This window comes from Sphingomonas sp. DBB INV C78 (genome assembly GCF_042693015.1).
Classification (GTDB): Bacteria; Pseudomonadota; Alphaproteobacteria; order Sphingomonadales; family Sphingomonadaceae; genus Sphingomonas_E.
Genome location: NZ_CP170544.1, coordinates 3,019,717 through 3,041,385, shown reverse-complemented (window position 1 = coordinate 3,041,385; position 21,669 = coordinate 3,019,717). Strand labels below are relative to the sequence as shown.

Here is a 21,669-nt window from a genome sequence, read left to right as displayed (position 1 = left end):
GGGGACCTCGATCATCACGAAATCACCGATGCATGGATCGAGCAATGGGCGGCCGACATCTACCGCGCGGCGTCCGAGCAGTGAGGAGGGAAGGGGGGACGGCGAGGTGAGGGCCCGGGGGCTCTCGACCATTCGCTGGAGAACCGCCCATGTCCTGTCCGCTCTTCGCTGCGCCCGCCGCAGCCACCGAACTCTCTGCCAAGGCAACCTCGCTCCTCGACGTCGCCAGGGTCCTCGTCGATCGCCTTGCCGATGGTACGAGCGTCTCCCGCCAGACGCTCAAATCCCTGATGCGCCAGCACTTTGGCGGCTCGGACGCCTGGGGCGACTGGTCGATGCGCGACGCCTATGAGGCGCTCGAAGCGGCCCAGGTCCTGCTGGCCCTCAATCCGGCCAGCGGTCTCATCGACTATGACGACCCTATCGCCGCGACTGCCGCACGCGACCGCCTTTCACGATTGCTGCCGACCCAGAGTTATCGCAGCGAACGTCAGGTCGACCTGCAGCAATTCTCCACGCCGCTGCAACTGGCCTGGCTCGCCGCGCACGCTGCCCGGATCACCGATGCCGATACGGTACTCGAGCCCTCGGCCGGCACCGGCATGCTCGCAGTTCATGCGCGACAGGTCGGCGCGCGCCTGATTCTCAATGAGCGCGACCCGCTGCGCGCCGACCTTCTGGCACTGACCCTCGACCAGCCGGTGAGCCGGCACGACGCCGAATTCATCCATGACATGCTCGATCCCGCCGATCGCCCCAGCGTCGTGTTGATCAATCCTCCCTTCTCGCGCAGCGAGGGCCGAGGCCGGGATCGCCATGCCGGCGCACGGCATCTTCGTTCTGCCTTGCTGCGCCTGGCCGACGGTGGTCGCTGCGCCGCGATCATGTCGCCCGCCTTTGCCCGCGATGGCACCGGATCGAAGGGCTATGATGCCGTCACGTCGCTTGTTCCGGCGCGGTTCGAAATCACGATCAACGGCCAGCCCTATGCCAAGCATGGCACCGCAATCTCGATCAGGCTGGTGATTTTCGACAAGGGCTGGACCGGCGAGCCTGAATGCCACGTCGTCGCTGATCTGCGCGACGCGCTGTCGATCGTCCTCGACCTGCCGCCGCGCCTGGACGCCGGCGAACCGCCACTGCCGCCCGCGCCGCTCGCGCAGTTCTTGCCGGCCAGACCAATTCTGGCGCCGCCGGCGCGCGCTGGTGGATTGTTCTCGCGCGTTGAGCCGCTTCGCCCAATCGCGCCGCCCCCTGCGCCAACCGTCGCCGGAGAGCCTGAATTGCTCAGCTACGAGGTGCTGGATGTACCCTCGGCAATTAGCGAACAGATCGGCATCTACGCCCCCTGGCGGCTTGCCCGCATGGCCTTCACCGATGTCAGTCCGCACCCGGACCAGTTGGTGGAGTCGGTGGCAATGTCGTCAATCCTTCCGCCACTGCCAACCTATCGGCCGATGCTGCCGCCGCGCGCGGTCGAAGCGCTGTCCGACGCGCAGCTCGAGACGGTCATCTATGCCGGACAGTCCTTCGCGCGTGACCTGCCGGGCTATTATCTGCCCAATCAGGCCGGCACGCTGCTCGAACCCGATGCCAATGGCCACGTCTATCGTCTCGGCTATATGGTCGGCGATGGAACGGGTGTCGGCAAGGGTCAGCAGATCGCCGCCTGCATCCTCGATCGCTGGTGCCGCGGTCAGCGTCGTGCTGTCTGGATATCCAAGAGCAGCGCGCTCCTGGAGGATGCGCGTCGCGACTGGACCGCGCTGGGCGGCATGGCGATCGATATCCAGCCGCTCGACGCGTTCGCCTTTGGCGCGCCGATCACTATAGAAAGCGGTATCCTGTTCCTGACGTTCGCGACGCTTCGATCCCAGCGGGATGACGCGCAATCCCGGCTGCAGCAGATCCTTTCCTGGCTTGGCGAGGACTTCGACGGTGTCATCGCCTTCGACGAGGCCCACGAACTCGCCAACGCCGCTGGCACCGAAACCCAGTACGGCACGCAGAAGGGCTCCGAGCAGGGGCTGGCGGGCGTGCGGCTCCAGAACCTCCTGCCGCGGGCCTGCATCCTCTACAACAGCGCCACCGGCGCCACCGATCCCGCCAATCTCTGCTACGCCAGCCGCCTCGGCCTATGGGGCCAGGGTTCCGCCTTCGAGACCCGCGAAACCTTCATGGCGGCGATCGGCAGCGGCGGGATTGCGGCCATGGAAATCGTCGCCCGCGACTTGAAGGCGCTCGGACTCTATACTGCGCGCGCGTTGACGTTCCGCGGCGTCGAATATGATCCGCTCGAGCACAAGCTCGCTGACGACCAGATTGCGGTTTATGACGCCTATGCCGACGCGTGGGCGCTGATCCACCAGAATCTCGACGAGGTTCTCGAAACGACCAACATCGTCGATGGCATGAATGGCCGTGCGCTCAACGCCCAGGCCAAGGGTTCGGCGCTGTCGCGCTTCGAAAGCGCCAAGCAGCGCTTTTTCGGTCAATTGCTGGTCGCTATGAAGCTACCAACCGTCATTGCTGCAATCACGAAGGACGTCGCCGAAGGGCGGCATGTTATCGTCCAGTTGGTCACGACCGCCGAGGCAATGCTGGACCGACGCCTGGCCAGCCTTTCGGCAGACGAGCGCGCCCATCTCGATATCGAGCTCAGCCCGCGGGAATATATGATCGACTATCTGAAATCCGCCTTCCCGACCCGGATGATGCGTGTGTTCAAAGGGGCCGACGGCGAACCGCGCTCTGAACTGATGGTCGATGAGGACGGCAATCCGGTCCACTCCCAGGCCGCGCTTCAAGCTCGCGACGACCTCATCGAGCGCCTGTGTTCGATGCCCGCGATCCCAACGGCGCTCGACGAGCTGATCCGCGAATTTGGTACCGATGCGGTTGCCGAGGTGACCGGACGGACCCGCCGGTTGGTCATCGACGGCAGCGGCCGGCAGCAGATCGAACGCCGGACGGCGCGCAGCAACATCGGAGAGTCCGACGCCTTCATGACCGGTCGCAAGGCGATCCTGGCTTTCTCCGATGCTGGTGGGACCGGCCGCAGCTATCATGCCGACCGCAACTGCCCGAGCGCCGACCGCCGCCGCGTCCACTATCTGCTCGAACCCGGTTGGCGTGCCTCCAGCGCGATCCAGGGCCTGGGCCGCTCGAACCGGACCAACCAGCTCACCGCGCCGATCTTCCGCCCGGTGACGACCGATTGCCGGGGCGAACGGCGCTTCATCAGCACGATCGCGCGCCGCCTCGACAGCCTGGGCGCCCTTACGCGGGGACAAAGACAGACGGGTGGTCAGAATTTGTTCGATCCGGCGGACAATCTGGAAAGTGACCATGCTCGTGACGCGCTCAGCCAGTGGTATCATCTGCTTTATCGAGGCAAGCTCACCAGCGTCACGCTAGACGATTTCACCCGTATGACCGGGTTCAAGCTCGTCGATCAGAATAGCGGTGGCCTTCTCGAAACCCTGCCCCCGATCCAGCGTTGGCTGAATCGGCTGTTGGCACTGCGGATCGGCACCCAGAACGCCATCTTCGAGGAATATATGGCGCTGATCCAGGCACGGATCGATGCCGCGCGCGATGCGGGGACTCTCGATGTCGGTGTCGAGACGATCATGGCTGAGCGGATCGTGCCGCTCGACGAGCAGGTTCTGCGCCGCGACCCGGTGACCGGCGCGGAAACCAGGCTCTGCCGCCTCGAGCTTCATCATCAGCGTCGTGCGACTCCCTTAGCACGCGTCATGGAAACATGGTCCGGGACGAAGGGCATCGCCTTCTTGAAGAACGGTCGTTCGGGCCGGATCGCCCTCAGGGTGCCGTCTTGGTCTATCCTCGACAATGATGGGCACTCCATCCAGGTCTGGGAGCTGATCCGGCCGGTCGGATCGGAGCGAATCCGCCAGTCTGCACTAGCCGAGAGCCATTGGCGCTCCATCGATGAGGCCAGCTTTCGCGAGGCCTGGGGCGTGGAATGTGCGGACATCGCGACCCGGATCGATATCGAGACGATCAACATCGCGACGGGTCTGTTGCTGCCTGTCTGGAATCGGTTGCCCGACGACGACGTCCGCGTCTGGCGGATTTCTGATGCCCAGGGCAATTCGCTGCTGGGCCGCATCGTCTCGCCCGCCGGGTTCGAGAAGCTCGCCCAGTCCTTCGGCGTGACCATGGCGATCGCCTTGTCTTCCGCAGAGATGGTCGCCGCGGCGCGAGCCCGCGACGGTGTCGCAATCCCCGCACTACCGGGAGCCCGGCTACAGCGTTCCTATGTGAACGATGAGGCGCGGCTGGAGATCAAGGATTTCCCGCCCGCGCAGCGTGAGCGGCTGAAGGCGCTCGGCTGCTTCACCGAGATTATCAGCTACAAGACCCGGCTGTTCGTTCCCACCAACCGCGCCGAGGATATCCTTTCGGCAATCGCCGCCCATTCCGCGACCGCCATCGCAGCCTGAATGCGGCCGGCGGTGTGAGGAAGTCCGAACCGTCCGCCATTAGCGGCAATCTCGACCCACGAGCCTGTGGCGGACCAGCGCTCTTGGGGAGGGAAGAGGGGGAGCGGATGTGGTCCGCGAGTGGTTCGCCGGACCGCACCGGAGATTTCCTATGACCGACCCCGATCCGATCGGCGCGCTTTTCGTCGAGAGCTTCAACCTCGACCTCGCGGCGCTTCATTCCGCCGCCCGTGTCGCGCTGCCATCGAGCGGCAACCATCCTGATATGCTCGAGCTCCAGGACGACGAGGGCATTTTCCTCAGCTTCGTGCCTGCCGATGCATCGCCTGAAATGGTGGCGATCGCCTACCGGCTCTACGGCCAAGGCCTCAATCACGGTGTCCGCGCCGGCGAGGCAGCGGCATGGGCGAAACTGCGTCACCTGATCGGTGCCGCTTCGACCGGCGACACCATCTGAACCATCGCGCCGCCTCGCTGGACGGAAGGTCCAGGGCGGCTTCTATGATCCATTGTCCGCAGGAGGCCTATCATGGCTGACCGTGTTTCCGTGACTATCCGCATTGGTGGCTCGCTGCCGCGCGCCCAGCTTGCCGACTTCATCGCCGCTATCGAGAATGAAGCGCTCACCGATCCCCTCGGCGAGTATTTCTCGATGGCGCAGATCACGGGCTTTGGTCCGCTCGAACTGGCGGCCGATGAAGTTGCCTGGGGTCGCCTCGAAACTCTCGAGGCTTTCTGTATCGACAATCGGCTGCAGTTTGAACGCTGGTGTGGCAGTTATCCGGGAAGCTGGGAAGCCGAGCGGATCGTCTTCGACGGCACGGCCGACCCACGCTCCTACACCGTCACCGATAACGACATCGTCGTGGTCACCGAGCCGGAGGTTCGCTCCCTCGGCACCTTCGAGGCTGTCAGCGCCTATCTTCAGTCGGCAAGTCTCACACTGCCTCCGCTGACCATCGTCGATGAGGGGGAGCAGGGGCATGGCTGACACCTATATTCAAGGCTGCTTTGCCTTCTCGTGCTTTCCGGCGGAGATGGCGCTGTTGGAGGAAGCCTTTCAGGCGAGCTATGGCTTAGGCGAGGGCTACAACCCCGACACGGTGAATCCGAGCCCCGAGTTCCTGGCGTTGTTCCCCGCCACCGAGCACGATCGTTGGGCGGGATTTCGTGACATCTTCTCCGATCGCGATTTTCCATCCTTCGGCGCGGTTCTGACAGGCAGCAACCTCGCTGATCCCTTGATGGTCGACGCCATCGTCACATCGGAAATCGCCCTCGACCCCGAGGCAATAGCCAAGCTCATCCAGCGCTGCTGCGCGGCAACGCTCCTCACCGGTCCGATCGGTTTCGAGTGGAGCGTCACCTGTTCGCGAATGCGGGTCGGAGAATTCAGCGGGGGGTGGTGCGCGATCTTCCATGATCGGATCGAGATCGAAACCACCGGCGAAGCCCTTGCAGCATCGCTTTCTGGCGGCGTCCTCTGAATTCGCCCGGCCGCGGAAGATCATCATGGCTCATATCGTCAAAGGCGCAGCTCATTGCGTAAAGCCGGGGTGTGATCGGAGTTGGGCGCGCGATCCCGTGTTGGAAGTCGCGTGTCCCCACTGCGGCGCGCCTGTCGGGGCACGCTGTCGGCGGCCGAGCGGCCATTGCCGGTCCACTCATCGATTTCCACGCCAGCCGCGACATTCTGGCGGATCGGGATGGGCATTACGGTCGGTGCCCGTTCGGCATCTGCGGCCTGGACCAGATGCCCATGCAGGCGAGCCTCCCGCTGTTCGACTGATCGTCAAGGAGACCTCCTATGAATGAACCCACAGTTGAGATGTGGCGGGCGCTGCTCGATTTCCGGGAGCGCCATGGACGCTATTGGAAGCGTGCCCTTTCGCTCAAATGGATGAACGGGAGCGACGAGTTCGAGCATTTCTCGGCATCGCTGCGGATGACGCGCAACCAGCTCGGGCCGACCTGGCTCTACGCCCTTCGGCCCGCCGCCCTCGACGCCGCCGCGCGTCGTCTCGCCACCCTGGATTCAGAACCTGACAACTGCCCGGCCGAGCCCGTGGTTAGCGGCGAACCTTGCCCGAACGATCACTGACGCCGGACCCGCGAAGGGAAGGGGGCTTGGGGGATGTGCGGCGGACGGAGGAGACGACGTTCCGTGCGCGCAGCCAGCATCAGGAGGTCCCCATGAACATGCTCGCCACCGTCGATCGCCCCATATCGGGCGCCTACAAGGTTGATATCAGCCGCGGCCGCAACATCAGTCGCGTTTCCTCGGAATGGTTCTCGCGCCCCGAGGACGAGCGCTACCTTTCGCTCACCAGTCTCTATGATCGAGTGCGTGCCCGCGCCGAGGCGGCGTCAACCCGTGTCGTCGAAAGCCGGGCTGTCCGTGTCGAGGCGCGCAGCGACAATCCCGAGCGCCTCTCCCTCCTGTTGCCTGGCAGCGACGAACCGGTTGCGCCAACCAACTGGTCGTTCGGCCAGATGTGCAGCCTGGTCGGCGCGCCGGCCTCCTATCTGCGCGATCTGCCCGCAGCGCTCGCCGGCATCAATCTCCAGCACGGCCTGATCGCGCATCGCGGCGAGCAGGTGAAATTGCTCCAGACTCATGATGGCCGCACAGAACTGCGGGCGGTTACCGGCCCCGACTATGGCCGCATCTGGGATCATGAACTGGTCGCGGCGGTGATGAAGTTCGCAGGCGACGGTGTTGGTGACACGCGCTGGAAGGTGCCCGGCGTGCTCGACTGGGGCACGATGCGCTATAACCCCTATGTCGATGTCAGCCGTGACACGACCACCCTCTATGCCTCCGATCGCGACGTCTTCCTCTTCCTAGTGGACGATACCCATCCGATCGAAGCCGGCCGGCTGCCCAACGGTGATCCGGACCTCTACTTCCGCGGCTTTTATTGCTGGAACTCGGAAGTCGGTTCGAAGGCGCTCGGCATCGCGACCTTCTATCTCCGGGCGGTGTGCATGAACCGGAACCTCTGGGGCGTCGAGAATTTCGAAGAGATCAATATCCGCCACTCGAAATTCGCGGCCAATCGGTTCGCGCAGCAGGCGGAACCTGCCCTGACCCACTTCGCGGATTCCTCGCCAACGCATTTCATCAACGGCATCCGCACCGCGCGGGACCGTATCGTCGCGCGCACCGACGAGGATCGCATGAGCTTCCTGCGCAACCGTGGCTTCTCCAAATCCGACACCGCAAAGGTCATCGCCACCGTTCTGGACGAGGAGGGGCACCCCGCAGCGTCACTCTACGACTTCGTGCAGGGGATCACCGCCGTCGCGCGCCACAAAGCCCATCAGGACGACCGCCTCGAGCTTGAGGGCAAGGCCCGAAAGCTGATGGAACGCGCCAACTGACCGCGTCGGCGCCGGACATAGACCGGCGCCACGCTTCCAGATTCTGGAGACTTGCCATGACCGAGAATTCGGTAGCGCCGACGCGCGCCTATCCCGTCACCATCGACTTCCTGAGCGGCGACCAGTGCTTCGGCAGCGAGCAATATGATTTCGAGGCTGAAGATACCGCCGAGGCCATCCGCCTTGCTCTCATCCGGGCAGAGGACAGTATTTACTACGATCCGCGTGTCCCCGAGTTGGGCCTTCGCGCCCATGTCGGGCCGGTCACCGACGGAGATGATCCCGATCCTCAATCGCCCTGTCCCGCGGCTGCGCAGAAGCCAGTCTGTCCGAACTGCGGAAGCGATGGGATCGCCCGCGACGCCACGGCCAGATGGGATCCGGACGATCAGTGCTGGTCGATCTCAGGACTCTTCGACAATGAAACCTGCGACGATTGCGGCGCCGAAGGGGATGACTTCGCCAATTGGGTCGCCGTCACTCCCAAGCCGCCCGTTGACCGTGCCTTGTCTGTTGGCGCTAGAGCCCTTTCAGATGCCGGGCGGGGGGCGCTCGAAATCACCCCTGATCATCTGCCTGCCGAGATATTGTCCGTTCAGGCGATCGACGCGACCGCTTATCGCATGGCGATCGGCGCATTACCTCCGAACCGCCGGGCGATCTTCGAGCTGCACCAGCTCGGAGGCCTGCCCTATACCGAGATCGCCGAACGCACCGGCACTTCAATCGCGGACGTCGAGCGCGAAATCGCTGCGGCGCTGACCCATCTGACGCTAGCCCTCCAGGGCGATCTGGACCGCCCGGTGTGAAGCCGTTCAAGTCCAAGTCGGTTCGTCCAGGGCGGCTCGATCGCCGGGCCATCTCCGCCGCCGCGGCTCGTGGTGCCGGGCCGATTCGACCGCTGTCTCCACAATTAGTGATCACCTGATAGATACTTGGGAATGGTCTGAAACTGCGCGACGGCGGACCCCATTCCTGTCCGCCTATGCGTGCACGAATGATGGCGAGGCCTTGAGCATCCGCATCTAGGCGCCGCGGGGGCCGAGAAGGATGATTCCGGTGCCGATGATGCACACGAGGCCGCCGGTAATGTCCCACCGGTCGGGCCGCACTCCTTCGACCGCCCACAACCAGAATAGCGACGCGCATATGTAGATGCCGCCATAGGCGGCATAGGCACGGCCGGCTGCGTCGCTGTCGACGCGCGTCAGCAGCCATGCGAACAGGGCTAGCGACACCATCCCCGGCGCGAGCCACCACGGGGACTTACCAAGCCTCAACCACGCCCAGAATGCGAAGCAGCCGCCTATCTCGGCGAGAGCTGCACCGATATACGCCAATATCGTCGGCATCAGGCAGCCGCACAGCAGGAGGATGCAACCGGGCTCTTTCCAGACAGATCGTCGAGGATGACGCAATCGGGGCCTGGGCCGCCGACACACTCGGCATCGCAGACCTCTACGAACTGGGCGATGCTTTTCTCCAGCGCCCTGAGTTCGCGCAGCTTCGCACGAATGGTCGCCAAATGGATTTGGGCCAGATCGCGCGCTTCCATGCAAGATCGTGACCGGTCCTGGACGAGCGACGCCAGTGTGCGCACCTGCTCTATAGAGAACCCGAAGTCCCGGCAGCGCCTGATGAATGTCAGCCGGCGCACGTCGTCGTCACCATAGCGGCGCTGGTTGCCCTCCTGTCGGTCGGGGCGCGGCAGCAGATCGATCTGCTCATAATAGCGAATGGTCGCTGCGTTGGTCCCGGTGCGCTCGGCGAGCGCACCAATTCTGTGTCCTGCCATGACGCCCTCGAAATTAGTGCTTGAACCTAAAGTTACTTGAACTTGTATAGCATGGCCAGCGAGGAAACTGGCGTCGGTGACGATGCCCAGTGCAGGAGCAGATGATGACCGAAACGACCGCCGTAACGCCGATAGTCTGCATGCTGGACAGAAGCGGCTTCAAAGAGCGGATGGCCTGGATCGCCGACCTCAACATGCGCGCGCTCAGGATGTCGCGGCGCGACGATCTTCGCCTCGAACTCGACTATGCGGCCGATGCGATCGCCGACGTCCGTCAGATGATCGCACAAGAACAGGCGTGCTGCGGCTTCCTCACCTTCGACCTGACCCAGCGCTCCGATGCCCTGATCATCGCGATCACTGCGCCGGAGGCTGCACGCGACGCTGCCGAGATTGTCTTCGGCCCGTTCCAGGAAAAGACACCGCAATCCGCAGTGTGTGGCTGCACCGGCGGATGCGGCGCATGAACACCGACGCGAAACCACAGAGCAATCGAACAGTTGGCACTGTCGCCGCCACCGCCTCGACGGCCGCTCTTGCCTGCGGTGTCTGCTGCGTTCTTCCGTTGGCCATCCCTGCCGCGATGCTCGGATCGGTCGGCGGCATCCTGGCCTGGTTTGCGAACGCTCATCAATGGATCACGCCCATCGCTATTGTCGCGGTGATCGCTGGGTGGCTGTGGGTGGGTTACCAGTCGAAGCAGACCGGCAAGCGGCCGGCGAAAGCGACGTTTCTCATCATGGGCTTCGCCACGGTCATGATGACGCTGGCCTATATGTGGCCGTTGTTCGAGGGCCTGATCGTATCGATGCTTCGGCGCTGACTGACCCCGCTGCCGCGCGATACAAGTGCTCGCGCATTTAGTGGAGGATCAGCCGCAACAGGCTGCGCCCTTGCCCGCGATCTGGATCGGCGGGCATGGCACGGTTCCGTAAGAGCAGAATACGCAACAATCTCCGGGCGTTGGCCTGAGCACGGTGCCGCAACCTGAGCAATCGTAGAAAAACTGGCAGGCGTTCGTCGGCATGGTCTCGGTCTTGGCGGTACCGCAGTTCGGACAGGTGATCGTCGAACGCAGCTCAGGCGTCAGGTCAGACATAGTGATAGCCTAGCCAGAGCAGCGCGGCGCCGATCAGCAGCCCGACAAGCGTAGCGCGGCGCATGGAGAGAGACATGCAGGTCTCGCCTGGACCGCAACGCGTTGCGGCAATTTGCTGCCGAAGCAGTAGCGTGGCGCCGCCGAGCAGGCACAACGCTCCGATCGCAAGCAGCGGGTCGCGATAAGGCTGGGCGGCCATCGCGATACCGACAAGCCAGGCAGATCCGATGCCGAGTGACGCCAGCACTATCGGCAGGCCGCAGCAGGAAGCGACACCGAACGCTGCTGCGATGCCACCAAAGGTCAGGGACGCTGAACCCAGGCCTTTCGGTGCGCCCGCAGACGATGGTGGTTCGGACATATCGACTCCTTGTGTGATGTTCGATCCCGTCCTAGCGTCTGTAGCCGCTACAGACTCAAGCGGTAATTTGAACATGGCAATGCCTGCAATCACGATCGCGATCGGCGAACTCTCTCGCCGCACCGGGTGCAACATCGAGACGATCCGTTATTATGAGCGGATCGGCGTGCTTCCAACACCACTGCGGCGGGGTCGCTACCGCACCTATGATCCCGCGGATGTGAAGCGGCTGTCGTTCGTGCGACGAGCCCGGGAACTGGGCTTCCCGATCGACGGTGTGCGAGCCCTTCTGGCGCTTGCCGACGGTGGCTCGGCTTCGTGCGGCGATGCGCGTGATCTTGCAAAGGCTCATCTGAACGACGTGCGGACCAAGATCGCTGATCTTCGGCGAATGGAGCATGTTCTCGACAAAGCTGTCGGGGCCTGCGAGACCGGAGATAATACCGGTTGTCCGCTGCTCGATGCGCTTTGCGTGGGCGGCGGCGGTATACCCAGTTCATAGCCCCCTCAGCCGATATGTTCACCCGAGGCAGTTATACGATGGAGGTGCTCCGGACCGCGCCGGCACTCGGCGATCAGAGCCTCATGCTGCTCGAAACGCTCCGAACAGGACAGGAGGTCGATGTGACCATTGTGCCGCCATCCGGACCAACCCCTAGCGGCAGCGCCTGAAACCTCCAACGGCGCCCTGGTCGTGATGGTTGTTGGGTGGTGTCGCGGGACAATTGCATATCAGATCTGATTTAGACTAAGCTGCGCGTAACCGGTCGGGTGAGCTTGCCGACCGGCCAGGGCCAGCCGGCGTCTTGAGAAGCGTCGGCGCGCCCGCTCGCACAGCTTATGGTATCCTGTCGCTGACGCCAAACCGGCTGGATTGGCCTGCCAACTTCATTCAAATCACGCGCATGATGTGCATCGAACGGCCATGCCTTCAGGCGGTCTTCGGCATCGCGTCATCATAGGCTGCGCTAAGCCACCCATCGCGTTCCTCGCAATGCTGGCGCCAGTACGTCCGAAGCTCCTTGATGCGACCGTCTGGCACGAAGACGCTTGCAAGATGCGCGAACTGGTCATGTTGGGGGACGGGGACTGCGCTGCCGCGCCATTCTCCATAGAGGAGACCCGCCGAAATCGCCTGCAGCACACCGAGGAGCAGGTAATGGGCCCGCGCAAATTCTTCGAGATTGAGGCCCTGTCTCAGACCGGCCGCCTGCGCCCGTGAGAATGTGTCCGCGGCATGGGCAATCGTCTTGTTCCTCAGCGCCAGGACATCAGTGAAGACCTGATCATCGAGCATGCTATCCAGCCGGTCGAGTACCGCGTCACCCAGCCGGTCCCTACGCGATCGCACTTGAGGATCGGTCTGCGACAACATGTCGAACAGTTTGTGCTGCTGTTGTGCTGTCATCCAAGCATCTGGCCCCTGGGTCGGTAGCCACTGCATTTGCACGCCCTCATTCGGGTCGTGCTTTGCCATCCACGCCGCAACACCCCTTTCACGGGCGGCTTCCCAGTCATACGGCAAGCCATCCTGGCAAACGAAGATTTCCCGAGTGAACAGATCTCGGTGGGCGCGGATCTCGTCTGCAATCCGACGTAGCGACACAACACCGCGCTGTGGCTGTCGGGGATTTGATCGCTCGAGGAGCCGACCGATCGCAATCACCTGTCCCGCGACATAACCACGGTCGAGCATGGCGCCAAGAATGGGCGCGACGGAAGCATTGGGACCATCTTCCTGTGCATAGCGCCGCGCTTCATTGGCCATGCGCCAAGCAGCATCCTGCCACAGCATGTCGTTGAACTGCGAAGAGATCGAATGCGCGGGATCACCTCGCAACAGTTCCGACCAGCCTTCCGAGCGAGCGCGGAACCGCAGCAGCGCGTCCCGGTCTTCTACATCACAGTCCTCAACCGTGTGGGACCAGATCCTGGACTGGACGGGCGGTTTCGCGGCCATGGGCCTCCTTATTCTTGCACCTGAGTTGCAGGTATAGTGCGGGACAGCGACCTCTATGACCAGCAGGCAGTCCAAGTATCGGTCCGCCTCGCGCCGCAAGGGCATCGCAAATATCCAAGCACGCGATAGGATGGCGCGATGGACGCCGATATTTCCTTCCTCAGTCTCACGCCGCGCGGCGAGCCGCTGGTGCTTCCGTGGCCATCACCAGGCCTGCCCGGCGGTTTCATGCAGTTCGAAACCGGCGAGAGCTGGCGGGGGTTCGTCATGGGTCTTGCGATCGACCCCCTGATCCCGATGATCGTGCAGGCCAAGTTTGCCCGTGCGCAGAAGCTGTATGTTCTGGCATGGCTAGAGAACGACCTTATCAAGGCCGGTGAACTGGCAGCACTTGTCGCGCTCGAACTCGCGCTCAATGACCGATACGGCCAGCGCTTCTGCAAGCCCGGCAAGCGCAAGAACTTTGCCGACCTGCTCAAATATATGGTCGTCGGGGACGGGCTGTCCGACGCCGCAATTCCGATTATCGCCAGATGCGGTGGCACCGCCGTCGGCCTCCTCCTTGGCGAACGAAAGCCAAGCCTCGCGGCCATTCGCAATGGCATGGCCCATGGCGATCCATTCGACGCATTGCCCTATGGCGGATTGCTCGAATTGGTCAGGGATCTGATCGGTTACGCCTATCGGGATTACATCGCGGAAGGCCGGGCGGCCGGCACGCCGTCGGTGACCGGCCATGGTGCGATATGACGCTGTCTGCAACCACGGTGGATGTTACCCAGGATTGGTTCTGGGAAGGGAATATTGCCGATGCCGTGGCCGGCTTCCTGCTCGCCTGCGGTTGGTCGATCCAATCCAAAGCCGACACGCGCACCAAGGAGCGCGGCATAGATGTTCACGCGAACAAGGGCCCGGTCGCGTTATATGTCGAAGCCAAAGGCTGGCCGTCGAAAACCTATCGGGATCCACGCCGAGCCGGCCAGTCAAAGCCGACCAATCCCACGAACCAGGCCGCCCATTGGTACGCGCAGGCAATGCTCAAGGCCCTGCGGCTTCAAACGGCCCATCCGGACGCGGTTATCGCGATTGCGCTCCCCGATGTCCCTCGATATCGGCACCTCTTCGAGGAAACCCGCGGCGGACTGGCAAAGCTGGGCGTTGCCCTGCTCTTCGTGAGTGAAGGTGGGCAGGTTGACCCGGTCGGCCTCTAGCCGGGTAGCTTGCGGTATCTGAACCCCTGATTTGTCCGCAATTCGATGCGGTAGCCCGCCCATTCAAGATCGCTCTCAATGTGCCGATCTTCCGCCAAGATGTAGCGGACCGACAGGGCTTCGAGCAGTTGCACCAGATAGTGACGGTTGAGCCCTTGCGCGCTGTCGTCCGGGATCTCTGCGTTGGAATAACCGGTGAAAGATGCCCCAAGAGTCATCACCACGCCGCAGTGAGGGGTAAGTGGAAGCCACCATGCCCGGGCGGCATCGCCATTGGCGCGCTTGCGCCCCGCTTCTTCGCCCGGCAGGCCAATGGCAATGACGGGGTTGGTCGAAGTTCGAAGCCGCAGCCCGGTTCGATAAACCAGCATGCCCAGTTCCGCCGCATCGTTCAGATAAGGCGCCTCCTGCAGAATTCCTTCGTGAAAGAAGTCCCGGACGGCATTGGGATGCGCGGCAAGTGCCATGTGCATTGCTCGCTCTTCTTCACTGTCGTCAGCCGAGAATCCATGGCGTCGAATGCGCTCCTGCTCCATCTCGATGAAGCGCAGCGCCTCCAGATTGCGGCGTTGAAGATGATGGATGAGCCCATAGAGCGGCTCGATATCGGACTCGTCCAACTCAGCGGCGCGGCCGGACGCGACTTTGCGCCATGTGCTTCCCTGCGTGAACGGGGTCTCGATCTGATCGTTGATGGTCCCTTCGATCGACCGCTTCTCTCCCTTGAACTCGTAGTCGTGCAGTTTCTCTTCATATCCGATCCGGGAAATCGACTTCCGTTCGGCGACAATGTCACGACCGTTATAGGCGGCCAGCGTCGTGACTTTATTTTCATCATCATGGCACGCGAACTGGCTCAGATAGAATTGCGGCACATAATGATGGCGATGGGGATCGTTGGACGTCATGGCACGCAAGGTGCCCTTGCGCCGATCGGAACACAATGTTCAGGCATCGATCTCGTTACCGCGCATCAATATGGTCTCCCCGACAACATCTGGGGTCACTGATCCCTGCGAATTGAAAGCAAAGGAGCGCGAACGGTGGCGCCGTCGACCCGGGCAATGGAGATCACGCTGTGAATCTGTCAGCGACATAAGCTATGCCCTCGGTACGAGACAAATAGCCGAGGCCGCGATTGCCGATAATGACTGACGACTATTTCACGGATCGCGAATTCGGCGCTGTCCCGCGTGCCTCAGAATCGATCGACGAACGCCTCTGGGGCGGCCTTCACAGCCTGATCGAAACCCGTCTGGACGATGCCTCTTTCGGCTATCGGTTCCCGTTGGCGTGTCCGGACGCGGGGAAGCGCCCCTGTGGCTGCGACCGATCGGCCTTCGCCCTCATGCTCGAAGCGGAGGTCCCGCAAATCGAGTGGCCCTTGCGCCCCAACAAGTTGCCCGAGACGCCTGTCATCCTCGATCTTCTCGAATTCTGTGCGAGAGCGGTTGGGCAGCCCGTCGAGGGCAGCTGGCATGGCTTTTTCGATCATTATCACCTCGCCTGGGACCGCGATGCCGGTCTCGCGGCCTTTGTCGCCGATGTGAATCGCGTCTTCGCGCGCAACGGTCTGGCCTTCGAGATGATAGCGGAAGGAAGGATCCAGCGACTTTTGCCGGCGCCGCTTCGCGACGCCTTGATGCAGGCGCGGTTCGCTACCGGCGACGCCGAAACCGATCGTCTCCTCGAGACGGCACGATTGCGTATCCTCGCACCCAAATATGAGGATCGTAGCGACGGCCTCGAGAAGCTCTGGGATGCCTTCGAACGCATCAAGACGCTTGAGCCGGGCAATGACAAGCGCCTCGCAGCCGATGCCATGCTGAACTATGCCGCACGGCCTGGATCAAAGCTGCGCGCGACCCTGGGCATCGAGGCTGACGCGCTCACCAAGGTCGGCAATACCCATCGAATCCGGCACTCGGAAATCTGGCAGGAGCCGCTAGAGACGGCCTTGCAGATCGACTATCTCTTCACCCGGCTGTTCGCCTTCATCTATCTCCAACTCAAAGCCAGCAACCGTGCCGCCTAGCAGCGGCACAAAAGCTGCTGCTGGAACGCTACGTCCTGCGTCCGCGGGCACTGCCGGCAATCCGAGCTATGCCGCCTACGACTATCAAATCGACGTCACGATCTGGATCGCGCTCGAGATCATGCTCGCCAAGGGGCTGAGCGATGAGATCGAGATTGAACCGCCATCCCATGAGGATGCTGAAGCATCGTTGAAGAATCCCGACCTGGCCTCACTCGGCGTCTCTGCCGGCACGCGCGACACCCGGCTTATCGTGCAGATCAAGTCGCGCACGACCGCGCCATGGACGTCCAAGGCCTTCGCCGATGTCCTCCTGGGAAAAGAGGCTGAGACCAAATCGAAAGGGAAGGCCAGGGGGCCGGCGCCTCGTGTTCGCCCGCTCGATATGTTGGTCGCCGACCCAACCGCCAAATATTTGTTCATCACCAATGAGGGTTTGGAATCGGGCCTCCGGCCACATCAGAACATCGCGTTGCTGTCGTTCCCCGACCTCGGAGATCTGCCGCCCTATTGCCGCGCGGGGCGAACAGCGACCGAGAAGGCCGCCTTGGCGAAGCGCATCGGCATTTGCGACACCATCACCCTGGAGATGCTGGAATCCCGCATCTTCAAACTTGTCGACGAACACGGAAACGTCCCGCCCCAGAAGCTGCTCAAATGCCTCAATGACATGCGTGATGCGGTGCGCAAACGCCTAGGGGGCGCACATGGCGGCCGCTGGACGATGGCGGATCTCCTTGCAACTATCATCGACAATGGTGGCTCACGTCTCGCGCACCGGCGTCACGATCAGTTCGTGCCGCCGCGATCCTTTCTTTCGATTGAACAGGCGCTCCGCGATGCACACGCGGTGATCATCGTTGGCCCGTCGGGCACCGGCAAATCGCTGGCCGCGGATGTCCTTGCGGCAAAGCTGGCGCGCCAGAGCCCGGCGTTCCTTGAGCGCTTTGTCCTGGACGCGGGCGAAGCGAACAGCGCACTCACAGATCCCGGCCCGCTGTTGATCTACCTCAAAGATCCTTGGGGAGATTCTGCACCATCGATCGAAGCCGCACGATGGACGTCCAAGCTCCCGGGCCTCCTCCGGATGGCCGACGATGCTCACAAATTCCTGATCACGACGCGGTACGACATTTTTAAACGAAGCGAGCCGGGTGAGGCCCTCGAATCCTACACGATCGCGATCGAACCCGAGGACTATACTGCGGATCAGCGCGCGCTGATCTACGACAATCATGTTGGCGATCTGAGTGGCCATGCCCATGCCCTCGCACTCGCTCATCGCGATGTGGTCCTGAGCCGGGTTCGTCGGCCCTATGAGATCGAACGGTTTCTGGCGGCGCTCCCTCGCGAGAAGGAAGAGAGCCCACGGTCCGTCTATGAAATCCTCGATGCCTCCTCGATTGAAGCCATCTCCTCGGTCATTCGCGACCAGGTGCTGGGTTGGGGCGAGGACGGCGTTGCTTGCGCCGCGGTCCTCTGGGGCCTGATCAGGTCCTCCGGCTCCTTTGACCTGGCCGACCTTCGTCGGGCGCTCCGGATCCTGCGGAACACCTACGGTCAGAAGCCCCATGTCGAGGGGTTTATCGACTTTCTCGGTGCTGGCCGTAATCTTCGGGTAGGCGACGATTCCATCAGGCTCCAGCACCCGCGGGTCGAGGAGGGCTTGCGCCTAGCGCTCGCCACGAATCGTGCCGAAACAGAGGCGGTGTTGACCGCACTCGCCGAGACGCTTCTGATCATCGCTGGCGGTGCCGAGGGCTGGGCATCGCGCGGCGCGGTGGAGATCGTTCGCGCGGCATCTAGCCTGGAGGCGGTCGAGATCGAGCTTGCCGCTTCGGCCCAGGCCGGCCTTGACGCGGCTCTCGCCGCCCGAGTGACGGCTCCCAGCGGTAGCGGGTCGTTCGAACGTGCCTTCGCAGACCTATCGCAATTTGCGTCACCCGATTTCGCTCCGCGTCAGTTTAGCGAATATCTCATGCGTCTTCCGCCGCGCGAAAAGGGTGCTTGGCCTGGCCAAACCTGGATACCGCCAGAACTGTCAGCCGAAGAGATCGAGCGCTTCCGGGAGAATCCAAGAACCGGCAGCCTGCTGCAAACCTTCATTCGCGGCGTGTTGCCCTTTACCGACGGCGACTATGAGGAGGACTTCCTCTCGTTCGCGGGCTTGTTCAGCCATGACCTTGGCGGCGCTTTCGGCGCTGCCGTAGAAACGCTCGCCAGTTTGCAGGCGCCCGGTGATAACATCGACACAATTGTTGCCGGCGCCGTCGCGCCGGGAGGGCCTGGTCATGATTTCGTCATCGACACCTTCATCGAGGCCGAAAATGAGGTGGACCGCTGGTTCGAGAACTACGCAAACAACGAACAACGACGCGCGCGCGAACACGAGGTTGACGCGATTGGCGCTGATCGCATTCTCGAGGAGCCCGGCGAGCGTTACTATACCGCTGACGCGGGCCTCAAAGCGGTAGCCCTTTCACGCCTGGCGGCGGAGGGGTGGGACTGGCTGGAGGGGCATAAACACGGCGCAGCGATGGTCTATGCACTCGCCTCTGCTCAGAGCAATGCGCGTGGGAATTTCTCGGCACCCTATCTTCAGACCCTGCTCAAGCATGCGGATGATCGGGCCTTGCCGCCTGTCTGGTCATTGATCGAGAAGAACTGGCATGACGAGCTGCGGCCTGAACTCGAAGCGGCCTTGTTACGAACGGACCTTGGCAGCAAGAGCTTGCGCACCACGCTCGCCAAGCTGTCGTTCATTGCCTCGCCGCCCAATGGCACCGATCTTCTCGCTGGCCTGATCGACAGAATGACACCGGCTCGCAGATTGGAGCTGGTGCTCGATCTAGACCGCGCTTCCCCTAATGATATCGATCCTGAGTTCGCGCCCGCACGCGTCTTTGCCGATCGGTTGGATCCAACCGAGCGGGCCATTGCGCACATTCTCGTCGAGATCGATAGCGAAACCGGGATCGGTCAGCTCATGCAAGGGCGCAGTCCGGAAGTCCGCCGACGCATCGCCGAACTGTGTCTGGAAAGCCCACCCGGCCTAGCGGGAATCCTTATCTGCCTTGCTGCAACCGGCGAAGGCGACATTCTGGAGACCGCCCGGTGGTTACTCGCAACCGGCGATGAAGATGACGGGATGCCAGCAATCATCGCCCTGCGCATTCGGGGTGGGGACGAGGAGCGCCCGCTCATTCGGCATGCGCTTGGCCATCCGCGCTACCACGTCAGGCGTGCCGCCATGACATATCTGGTCGAGGAGAACGACGCCGAAGATCGGGCGGCCCTGCTCAAGATGGCGGAAGATCCGGGAGCAGATGTGCGCCTGGCCTGGGCTGAGCTGATGGGCGGTCATAAATGGAGCGAGGCAGAACCATTGCTGGTATCGCTCCTTTCCGACGATCGGGATTTCAGCCTGGATCGGTACCATGGCCCCAGCCGGGGTTGGCCGCGCTATTCGGTCGCGCGAGCGGGGGCCCGAGCGCTGGCCGCATTTGAGACGCTGACAGAACCCTCGATCGATGCCCTGATTGCTTCGCGACGCTCGGAAGATCCCTTCGTCTTCTGCGCCGCCATCGGCGCTCTTGCCAAACGTAGTGATCCTCGAGTCCCAGCCGTTCTCCGCGAAGCGCTGGATGACCCGGGACTTCATGACGATGCCGACCATCGGGTGATCGCGCAGGCTGCGGCCTGGGGATTTTTCGACCGCGCCGTGAATGATCTCGCCATTGGACCAGCGGAAATTGAGAAGCTTCGTCGGATTGCCCTGATAGAGCCAGGTTGGATCGCTGGACCCGCTCTCGTTGCGCTCGGAATATGCGGCGGCGCCATGAGGGAGCAACTCCATGACGACCTCACAGCGGCAGCCAAAACGGAGCGCGCGGACTTACTGCAGATAGCAGCGGCCCTGATCCCGCTGCCCTTCGGCAATCACTCCCAGGTGACCGCGATCGTCGCTCGCGTCGAAGCCTTGCAGGAAGACGAGGCGTCCCCGGAACCAGATCCGGACCTCGTCGCCTGGTACGAAACTCTTGGCGGCACTGACGTCGCATGGCTGACCGGTTGGGTCGTCGCGGTTTGCCTCCAGCTTGATGGATCCAAGCAAGTCAAGGATCCGCGCGCCTATCGCATCCCGAAGGTGGTTCCGGTCTTGACGATGTACTCGATGAGCCCGGATCGGGAAGAGGAGCGCGGTCCAGACGAAGGCGATTGATCGAGATCTCATCAGCTCGCGTTGGTCGCATACCGGGGTAGCGAATTGATGGCGATTGCCCGCTGACGCGGGCACCGGCGCTCTATCTCCGCTTCGCTCCGACCGAGCTTCGGCTGCGCCGAATCTCGGCCCTGCGGGTTACGATCACCATATCGCAAGAAGGGGAAGGCGCGGGGCGAAAGAGCGGCCGAGATCAGGCGCGCGGCGCGCGGGCGCGTTTGCGGCTTGTGCGCTCGAATTCTGCGGCCGTTACCTCAAGGTCTGTCGCGAGCTGATGCAGGGCACGTGAGGCGCCCAGCCGGGACATGCCATCGCCCTGCGCGGCCGAGCCACCGCCTCGTTCCGCCCGTGATCGGGCGATCTTCGCCACTGCGCGTATCGTCTCCGCGTCCATCTGGACAGTCTATCCGATTCGGGCGCGGGGGAACAGTCGCTCCCGGGTCGCGGCAGCGTTTCATCTTCGGCCGTTCACCCGGCGGAGCGTCCGGCGCTGGAGAGAAGAGGAGGCTCTTTGAGAGTGTCGCATGAGCGACATTTTAGAGGAGTGAAGATCATGTCCAAGACTGTTGGAGAGTTCCGGAACGTCAATGGCCAGCTGCTGGGGTTCATCGCCAGCGGCGAAATCGACCTGCAGCGGGCACGGCTCAAGCCGATCGCCAGCAACAACCCGCGGGCGCCCAAGTTCGAGGTCGAAGCGATCAACCGCAACGGGCGCTGGGTGCCCTATGGCGCGCTGTTCGAAGCGACCGCGATCCACACCACCGGGGAGATTTTCTACTCCGGCGAGCTGGACGACCAGTCCTGGCGCTTCCCGATGCAGATCGCCTTGTTCGGGACCGCCGAGGAGGGGTTCCGGGCCTCGTGGCGCCGCGATGACATGGGGCGTCCGGCCGGTGGCAGGGCGGCCCGCACCCGCAATGGCGACGATGACGAGGGCGAGGATCGCGGCTTCGGCGGCGGCGAGCGCGGCCAGTTCGGTGGCGGGTTCGGTGGATCGACCGCCCCGATGGAGGGGGCCGGCGCGCGCGGTGGTTTCAGCAACGATCTCGATGAAGAGGTCCCGTTCTGAGGCCAGCCCGATGGAGCCGGGGGGCGCTGCGCGCCTCCCGGCTTCTTTCTGTCCGTTCCCGTCT

Annotated in this window: 21 protein-coding genes; 15 read left to right on the top strand and 6 right to left on the bottom strand. The window is 62.9% G+C overall.

Annotated features, from left to right (window positions below; translation table 11 throughout):
• The first annotated feature begins 149 nt into the window (after positions 1-149).
• From ACFB49_RS14210 to ACFB49_RS14180, 7 genes are all read left to right on the top strand, one after another.
• Positions 150-4,469, top strand: coding sequence for a strawberry notch-like NTP hydrolase domain-containing protein (locus ACFB49_RS14210; protein ID WP_380871883.1), 4,320 nt, complete (start codon positions 150-152; stop codon positions 4,467-4,469).
• Positions 4,470-4,620: 151 nt separating this feature from the next.
• Positions 4,621-4,926, top strand: a complete 306-nt coding sequence (locus ACFB49_RS14205; protein ID WP_380871882.1) for a hypothetical protein — start codon at positions 4,621-4,623, stop codon at positions 4,924-4,926.
• A gap of 72 nt (positions 4,927-4,998) precedes the next feature.
• Positions 4,999-5,460: a hypothetical protein gene (locus ACFB49_RS14200; protein ID WP_380871881.1), complete on the top strand. Its 462-nt coding sequence runs from the start codon at positions 4,999-5,001 to the stop codon at positions 5,458-5,460.
• Complete coding sequence (locus ACFB49_RS14195) at positions 5,453-5,956, top strand: hypothetical protein (RefSeq protein ID WP_380871880.1); 504 nt, start codon at positions 5,453-5,455, stop codon at positions 5,954-5,956. The genes ACFB49_RS14200 and ACFB49_RS14195 overlap by 8 nt, the downstream gene beginning before the upstream one ends.
• A 320-nt stretch (positions 5,957-6,276) precedes the next feature.
• Positions 6,277-6,570, top strand: a complete 294-nt coding sequence (locus ACFB49_RS14190) for a hypothetical protein (protein WP_380871879.1) — start codon at positions 6,277-6,279, stop codon at positions 6,568-6,570.
• 92 nt (positions 6,571-6,662) lie between these two features.
• The gene (locus ACFB49_RS14185; RefSeq protein WP_380871878.1) at positions 6,663-7,853 is read left to right on the top strand and encodes a DUF932 domain-containing protein; all 1,191 of its coding nucleotides are present in this window, start codon (positions 6,663-6,665) and stop codon (positions 7,851-7,853) included.
• A 56-nt stretch (positions 7,854-7,909) separates the two neighbouring features.
• On the top strand, positions 7,910-8,662 hold the full coding sequence (locus ACFB49_RS14180; RefSeq protein ID WP_380871877.1) for a sigma factor-like helix-turn-helix DNA-binding protein: 753 nt from the start codon (positions 7,910-7,912) through the stop codon (positions 8,660-8,662).
• A 216-nt stretch (positions 8,663-8,878) separates the two neighbouring features.
• Here ACFB49_RS14180 and ACFB49_RS14175 read toward each other — a convergent pair whose 3' ends face one another.
• Both ACFB49_RS14175 and ACFB49_RS14170 read right to left on the bottom strand, forming a co-directional pair.
• The gene (locus tag ACFB49_RS14175) at positions 8,879-9,205 is read right to left on the bottom strand and encodes a YnfA family protein (protein WP_380871876.1); all 327 of its coding nucleotides are present in this window, start codon (positions 9,203-9,205) and stop codon (positions 8,879-8,881) included.
• On the bottom strand, positions 9,205-9,648 hold the full coding sequence (locus ACFB49_RS14170) for a helix-turn-helix domain-containing protein (protein ID WP_380871875.1): 444 nt from the start codon (positions 9,646-9,648) through the stop codon (positions 9,205-9,207). The genes ACFB49_RS14175 and ACFB49_RS14170 overlap by 1 nt, the downstream gene beginning before the upstream one ends.
• 104 nt (positions 9,649-9,752) lie before the next feature.
• Here ACFB49_RS14170 and ACFB49_RS14165 point away from each other — a divergent pair, with 104 nt between their 5' ends.
• Both ACFB49_RS14165 and ACFB49_RS14160 read left to right on the top strand, forming a co-directional pair.
• Positions 9,753-10,115: a hypothetical protein gene (locus ACFB49_RS14165; protein WP_380871874.1), complete on the top strand. Its 363-nt coding sequence runs from the start codon at positions 9,753-9,755 to the stop codon at positions 10,113-10,115.
• Positions 10,112-10,471, top strand: a complete 360-nt coding sequence (locus tag ACFB49_RS14160) for a hypothetical protein (RefSeq protein WP_380871873.1) — start codon at positions 10,112-10,114, stop codon at positions 10,469-10,471. Before ACFB49_RS14165 ends, ACFB49_RS14160 begins: the two co-directional genes overlap by 4 nt.
• Before the next feature lie 48 nt (positions 10,472-10,519).
• Here ACFB49_RS14160 and ACFB49_RS14155 read toward each other — a convergent pair whose 3' ends face one another.
• Positions 10,520-10,747: a GDCCVxC domain-containing (seleno)protein gene (locus ACFB49_RS14155; protein WP_380871872.1), complete on the bottom strand. Its 228-nt coding sequence runs from the start codon at positions 10,745-10,747 to the stop codon at positions 10,520-10,522.
• Positions 10,740-11,108 (bottom strand): mercuric transporter MerT family protein, encoded by a 369-nt coding sequence (locus tag ACFB49_RS14150; protein ID WP_380871871.1) that lies wholly within the window; start codon positions 11,106-11,108, stop codon positions 10,740-10,742. Before ACFB49_RS14150 ends, ACFB49_RS14155 begins: the two co-directional genes overlap by 8 nt.
• 73 nt (positions 11,109-11,181) lie before the next feature.
• On the opposite strand from ACFB49_RS14150, the gene ACFB49_RS14145 reads away from it, so the two are divergent.
• Positions 11,182-11,610, top strand: a complete 429-nt coding sequence (locus ACFB49_RS14145) for a helix-turn-helix domain-containing protein (protein ID WP_380871870.1) — start codon at positions 11,182-11,184, stop codon at positions 11,608-11,610.
• 429 nt (positions 11,611-12,039) lie between these two features.
• Here ACFB49_RS14145 and ACFB49_RS14140 read toward each other — a convergent pair whose 3' ends face one another.
• A complete protein-coding gene (locus tag ACFB49_RS14140; protein ID WP_380871869.1) occupies positions 12,040-13,068 on the bottom strand; it encodes a hypothetical protein in 1,029 nt (342 codons plus the stop codon).
• A gap of 138 nt (positions 13,069-13,206) precedes the next feature.
• Between ACFB49_RS14140 and ACFB49_RS14135 the strand changes: the two genes are divergently transcribed.
• Together ACFB49_RS14135 and ACFB49_RS14130 are read left to right on the top strand one after the other, a co-directional pair.
• Positions 13,207-13,818, top strand: a complete 612-nt coding sequence (locus ACFB49_RS14135) for a hypothetical protein (protein ID WP_380871868.1) — start codon at positions 13,207-13,209, stop codon at positions 13,816-13,818.
• On the top strand, positions 13,815-14,279 hold the full coding sequence (locus ACFB49_RS14130) for a hypothetical protein (RefSeq protein WP_380871867.1): 465 nt from the start codon (positions 13,815-13,817) through the stop codon (positions 14,277-14,279). The genes ACFB49_RS14135 and ACFB49_RS14130 overlap by 4 nt, the downstream gene beginning before the upstream one ends.
• Here the strand turns inward: ACFB49_RS14130 and ACFB49_RS14125 are convergent.
• Positions 14,276-15,187 carry a DUF4238 domain-containing protein gene (locus ACFB49_RS14125; protein WP_380871866.1) on the bottom strand — a complete coding sequence of 304 codons (912 nt, stop codon included), beginning with the start codon at positions 15,185-15,187 and terminating at the stop codon, positions 14,276-14,278. The two genes, ACFB49_RS14130 and ACFB49_RS14125, sit on opposite strands and share 4 nt — an antisense overlap.
• 239 nt (positions 15,188-15,426) lie before the next feature.
• On the opposite strand from ACFB49_RS14125, the gene ACFB49_RS14120 reads away from it, so the two are divergent.
• From ACFB49_RS14120 to ACFB49_RS14110, 3 genes are all read left to right on the top strand, one after another.
• Complete coding sequence (locus tag ACFB49_RS14120; RefSeq protein WP_380871865.1) at positions 15,427-16,314, top strand: hypothetical protein; 888 nt, start codon at positions 15,427-15,429, stop codon at positions 16,312-16,314.
• A complete protein-coding gene (locus ACFB49_RS14115) occupies positions 16,304-20,536 on the top strand; it encodes a HEAT repeat domain-containing protein (RefSeq protein ID WP_380871864.1) in 4,233 nt (1,410 codons plus the stop codon). The genes ACFB49_RS14120 and ACFB49_RS14115 overlap by 11 nt, the downstream gene beginning before the upstream one ends.
• A 553-nt stretch (positions 20,537-21,089) precedes the next feature.
• The gene (locus ACFB49_RS14110) at positions 21,090-21,605 is read left to right on the top strand and encodes a DUF736 family protein (RefSeq protein ID WP_380871863.1); all 516 of its coding nucleotides are present in this window, start codon (positions 21,090-21,092) and stop codon (positions 21,603-21,605) included.
• The last annotated feature ends 64 nt before the right edge of the window (positions 21,606-21,669 follow it).

Excerpts from the sequence above, each read along its gene's own strand:
- ACFB49_RS14210 (WP_380871883.1), top strand. The coding sequence starts at position 150 with ATGTCCTGTCCGCTCTTCGCTGCGCCCGCCGCAGCCACCGAACTCTCT.
- ACFB49_RS14205 (WP_380871882.1), top strand. The coding sequence starts at position 4,621 with ATGACCGACCCCGATCCGATCGGCGCGCTTTTCGTCGAGAGCTTCAAC.
- ACFB49_RS14200 (WP_380871881.1), top strand. The coding sequence starts at position 4,999 with ATGGCTGACCGTGTTTCCGTGACTATCCGCATTGGTGGCTCGCTGCCG.
- ACFB49_RS14195 (WP_380871880.1), top strand. The coding sequence starts at position 5,453 with ATGGCTGACACCTATATTCAAGGCTGCTTTGCCTTCTCGTGCTTTCCG.
- ACFB49_RS14190 (WP_380871879.1), top strand. The coding sequence starts at position 6,277 with ATGAATGAACCCACAGTTGAGATGTGGCGGGCGCTGCTCGATTTCCGG.
- ACFB49_RS14185 (WP_380871878.1), top strand. The coding sequence starts at position 6,663 with ATGAACATGCTCGCCACCGTCGATCGCCCCATATCGGGCGCCTACAAG.
- ACFB49_RS14180 (WP_380871877.1), top strand. The coding sequence starts at position 7,910 with ATGACCGAGAATTCGGTAGCGCCGACGCGCGCCTATCCCGTCACCATC.
- ACFB49_RS14175 (WP_380871876.1), bottom strand. The coding sequence starts at position 9,205 with ATGCCGACGATATTGGCGTATATCGGTGCAGCTCTCGCCGAGATAGGC.
- ACFB49_RS14170 (WP_380871875.1), bottom strand. The coding sequence starts at position 9,648 with ATGGCAGGACACAGAATTGGTGCGCTCGCCGAGCGCACCGGGACCAAC.
- ACFB49_RS14165 (WP_380871874.1), top strand. The coding sequence starts at position 9,753 with ATGACCGAAACGACCGCCGTAACGCCGATAGTCTGCATGCTGGACAGA.
- ACFB49_RS14160 (WP_380871873.1), top strand. The coding sequence starts at position 10,112 with ATGAACACCGACGCGAAACCACAGAGCAATCGAACAGTTGGCACTGTC.
- ACFB49_RS14155 (WP_380871872.1), bottom strand. The coding sequence starts at position 10,747 with ATGTCTGACCTGACGCCTGAGCTGCGTTCGACGATCACCTGTCCGAAC.
- ACFB49_RS14150 (WP_380871871.1), bottom strand. The coding sequence starts at position 11,108 with ATGTCCGAACCACCATCGTCTGCGGGCGCACCGAAAGGCCTGGGTTCA.
- ACFB49_RS14145 (WP_380871870.1), top strand. The coding sequence starts at position 11,182 with ATGGCAATGCCTGCAATCACGATCGCGATCGGCGAACTCTCTCGCCGC.
- ACFB49_RS14140 (WP_380871869.1), bottom strand. The coding sequence starts at position 13,068 with ATGGCCGCGAAACCGCCCGTCCAGTCCAGGATCTGGTCCCACACGGTT.
- ACFB49_RS14135 (WP_380871868.1), top strand. The coding sequence starts at position 13,207 with ATGGACGCCGATATTTCCTTCCTCAGTCTCACGCCGCGCGGCGAGCCG.
- ACFB49_RS14130 (WP_380871867.1), top strand. The coding sequence starts at position 13,815 with ATGACGCTGTCTGCAACCACGGTGGATGTTACCCAGGATTGGTTCTGG.
- ACFB49_RS14125 (WP_380871866.1), bottom strand. The coding sequence starts at position 15,187 with ATGACGTCCAACGATCCCCATCGCCATCATTATGTGCCGCAATTCTAT.
- ACFB49_RS14120 (WP_380871865.1), top strand. The coding sequence starts at position 15,427 with ATGACTGACGACTATTTCACGGATCGCGAATTCGGCGCTGTCCCGCGT.
- ACFB49_RS14110 (WP_380871863.1), top strand. The coding sequence starts at position 21,090 with ATGTCCAAGACTGTTGGAGAGTTCCGGAACGTCAATGGCCAGCTGCTG.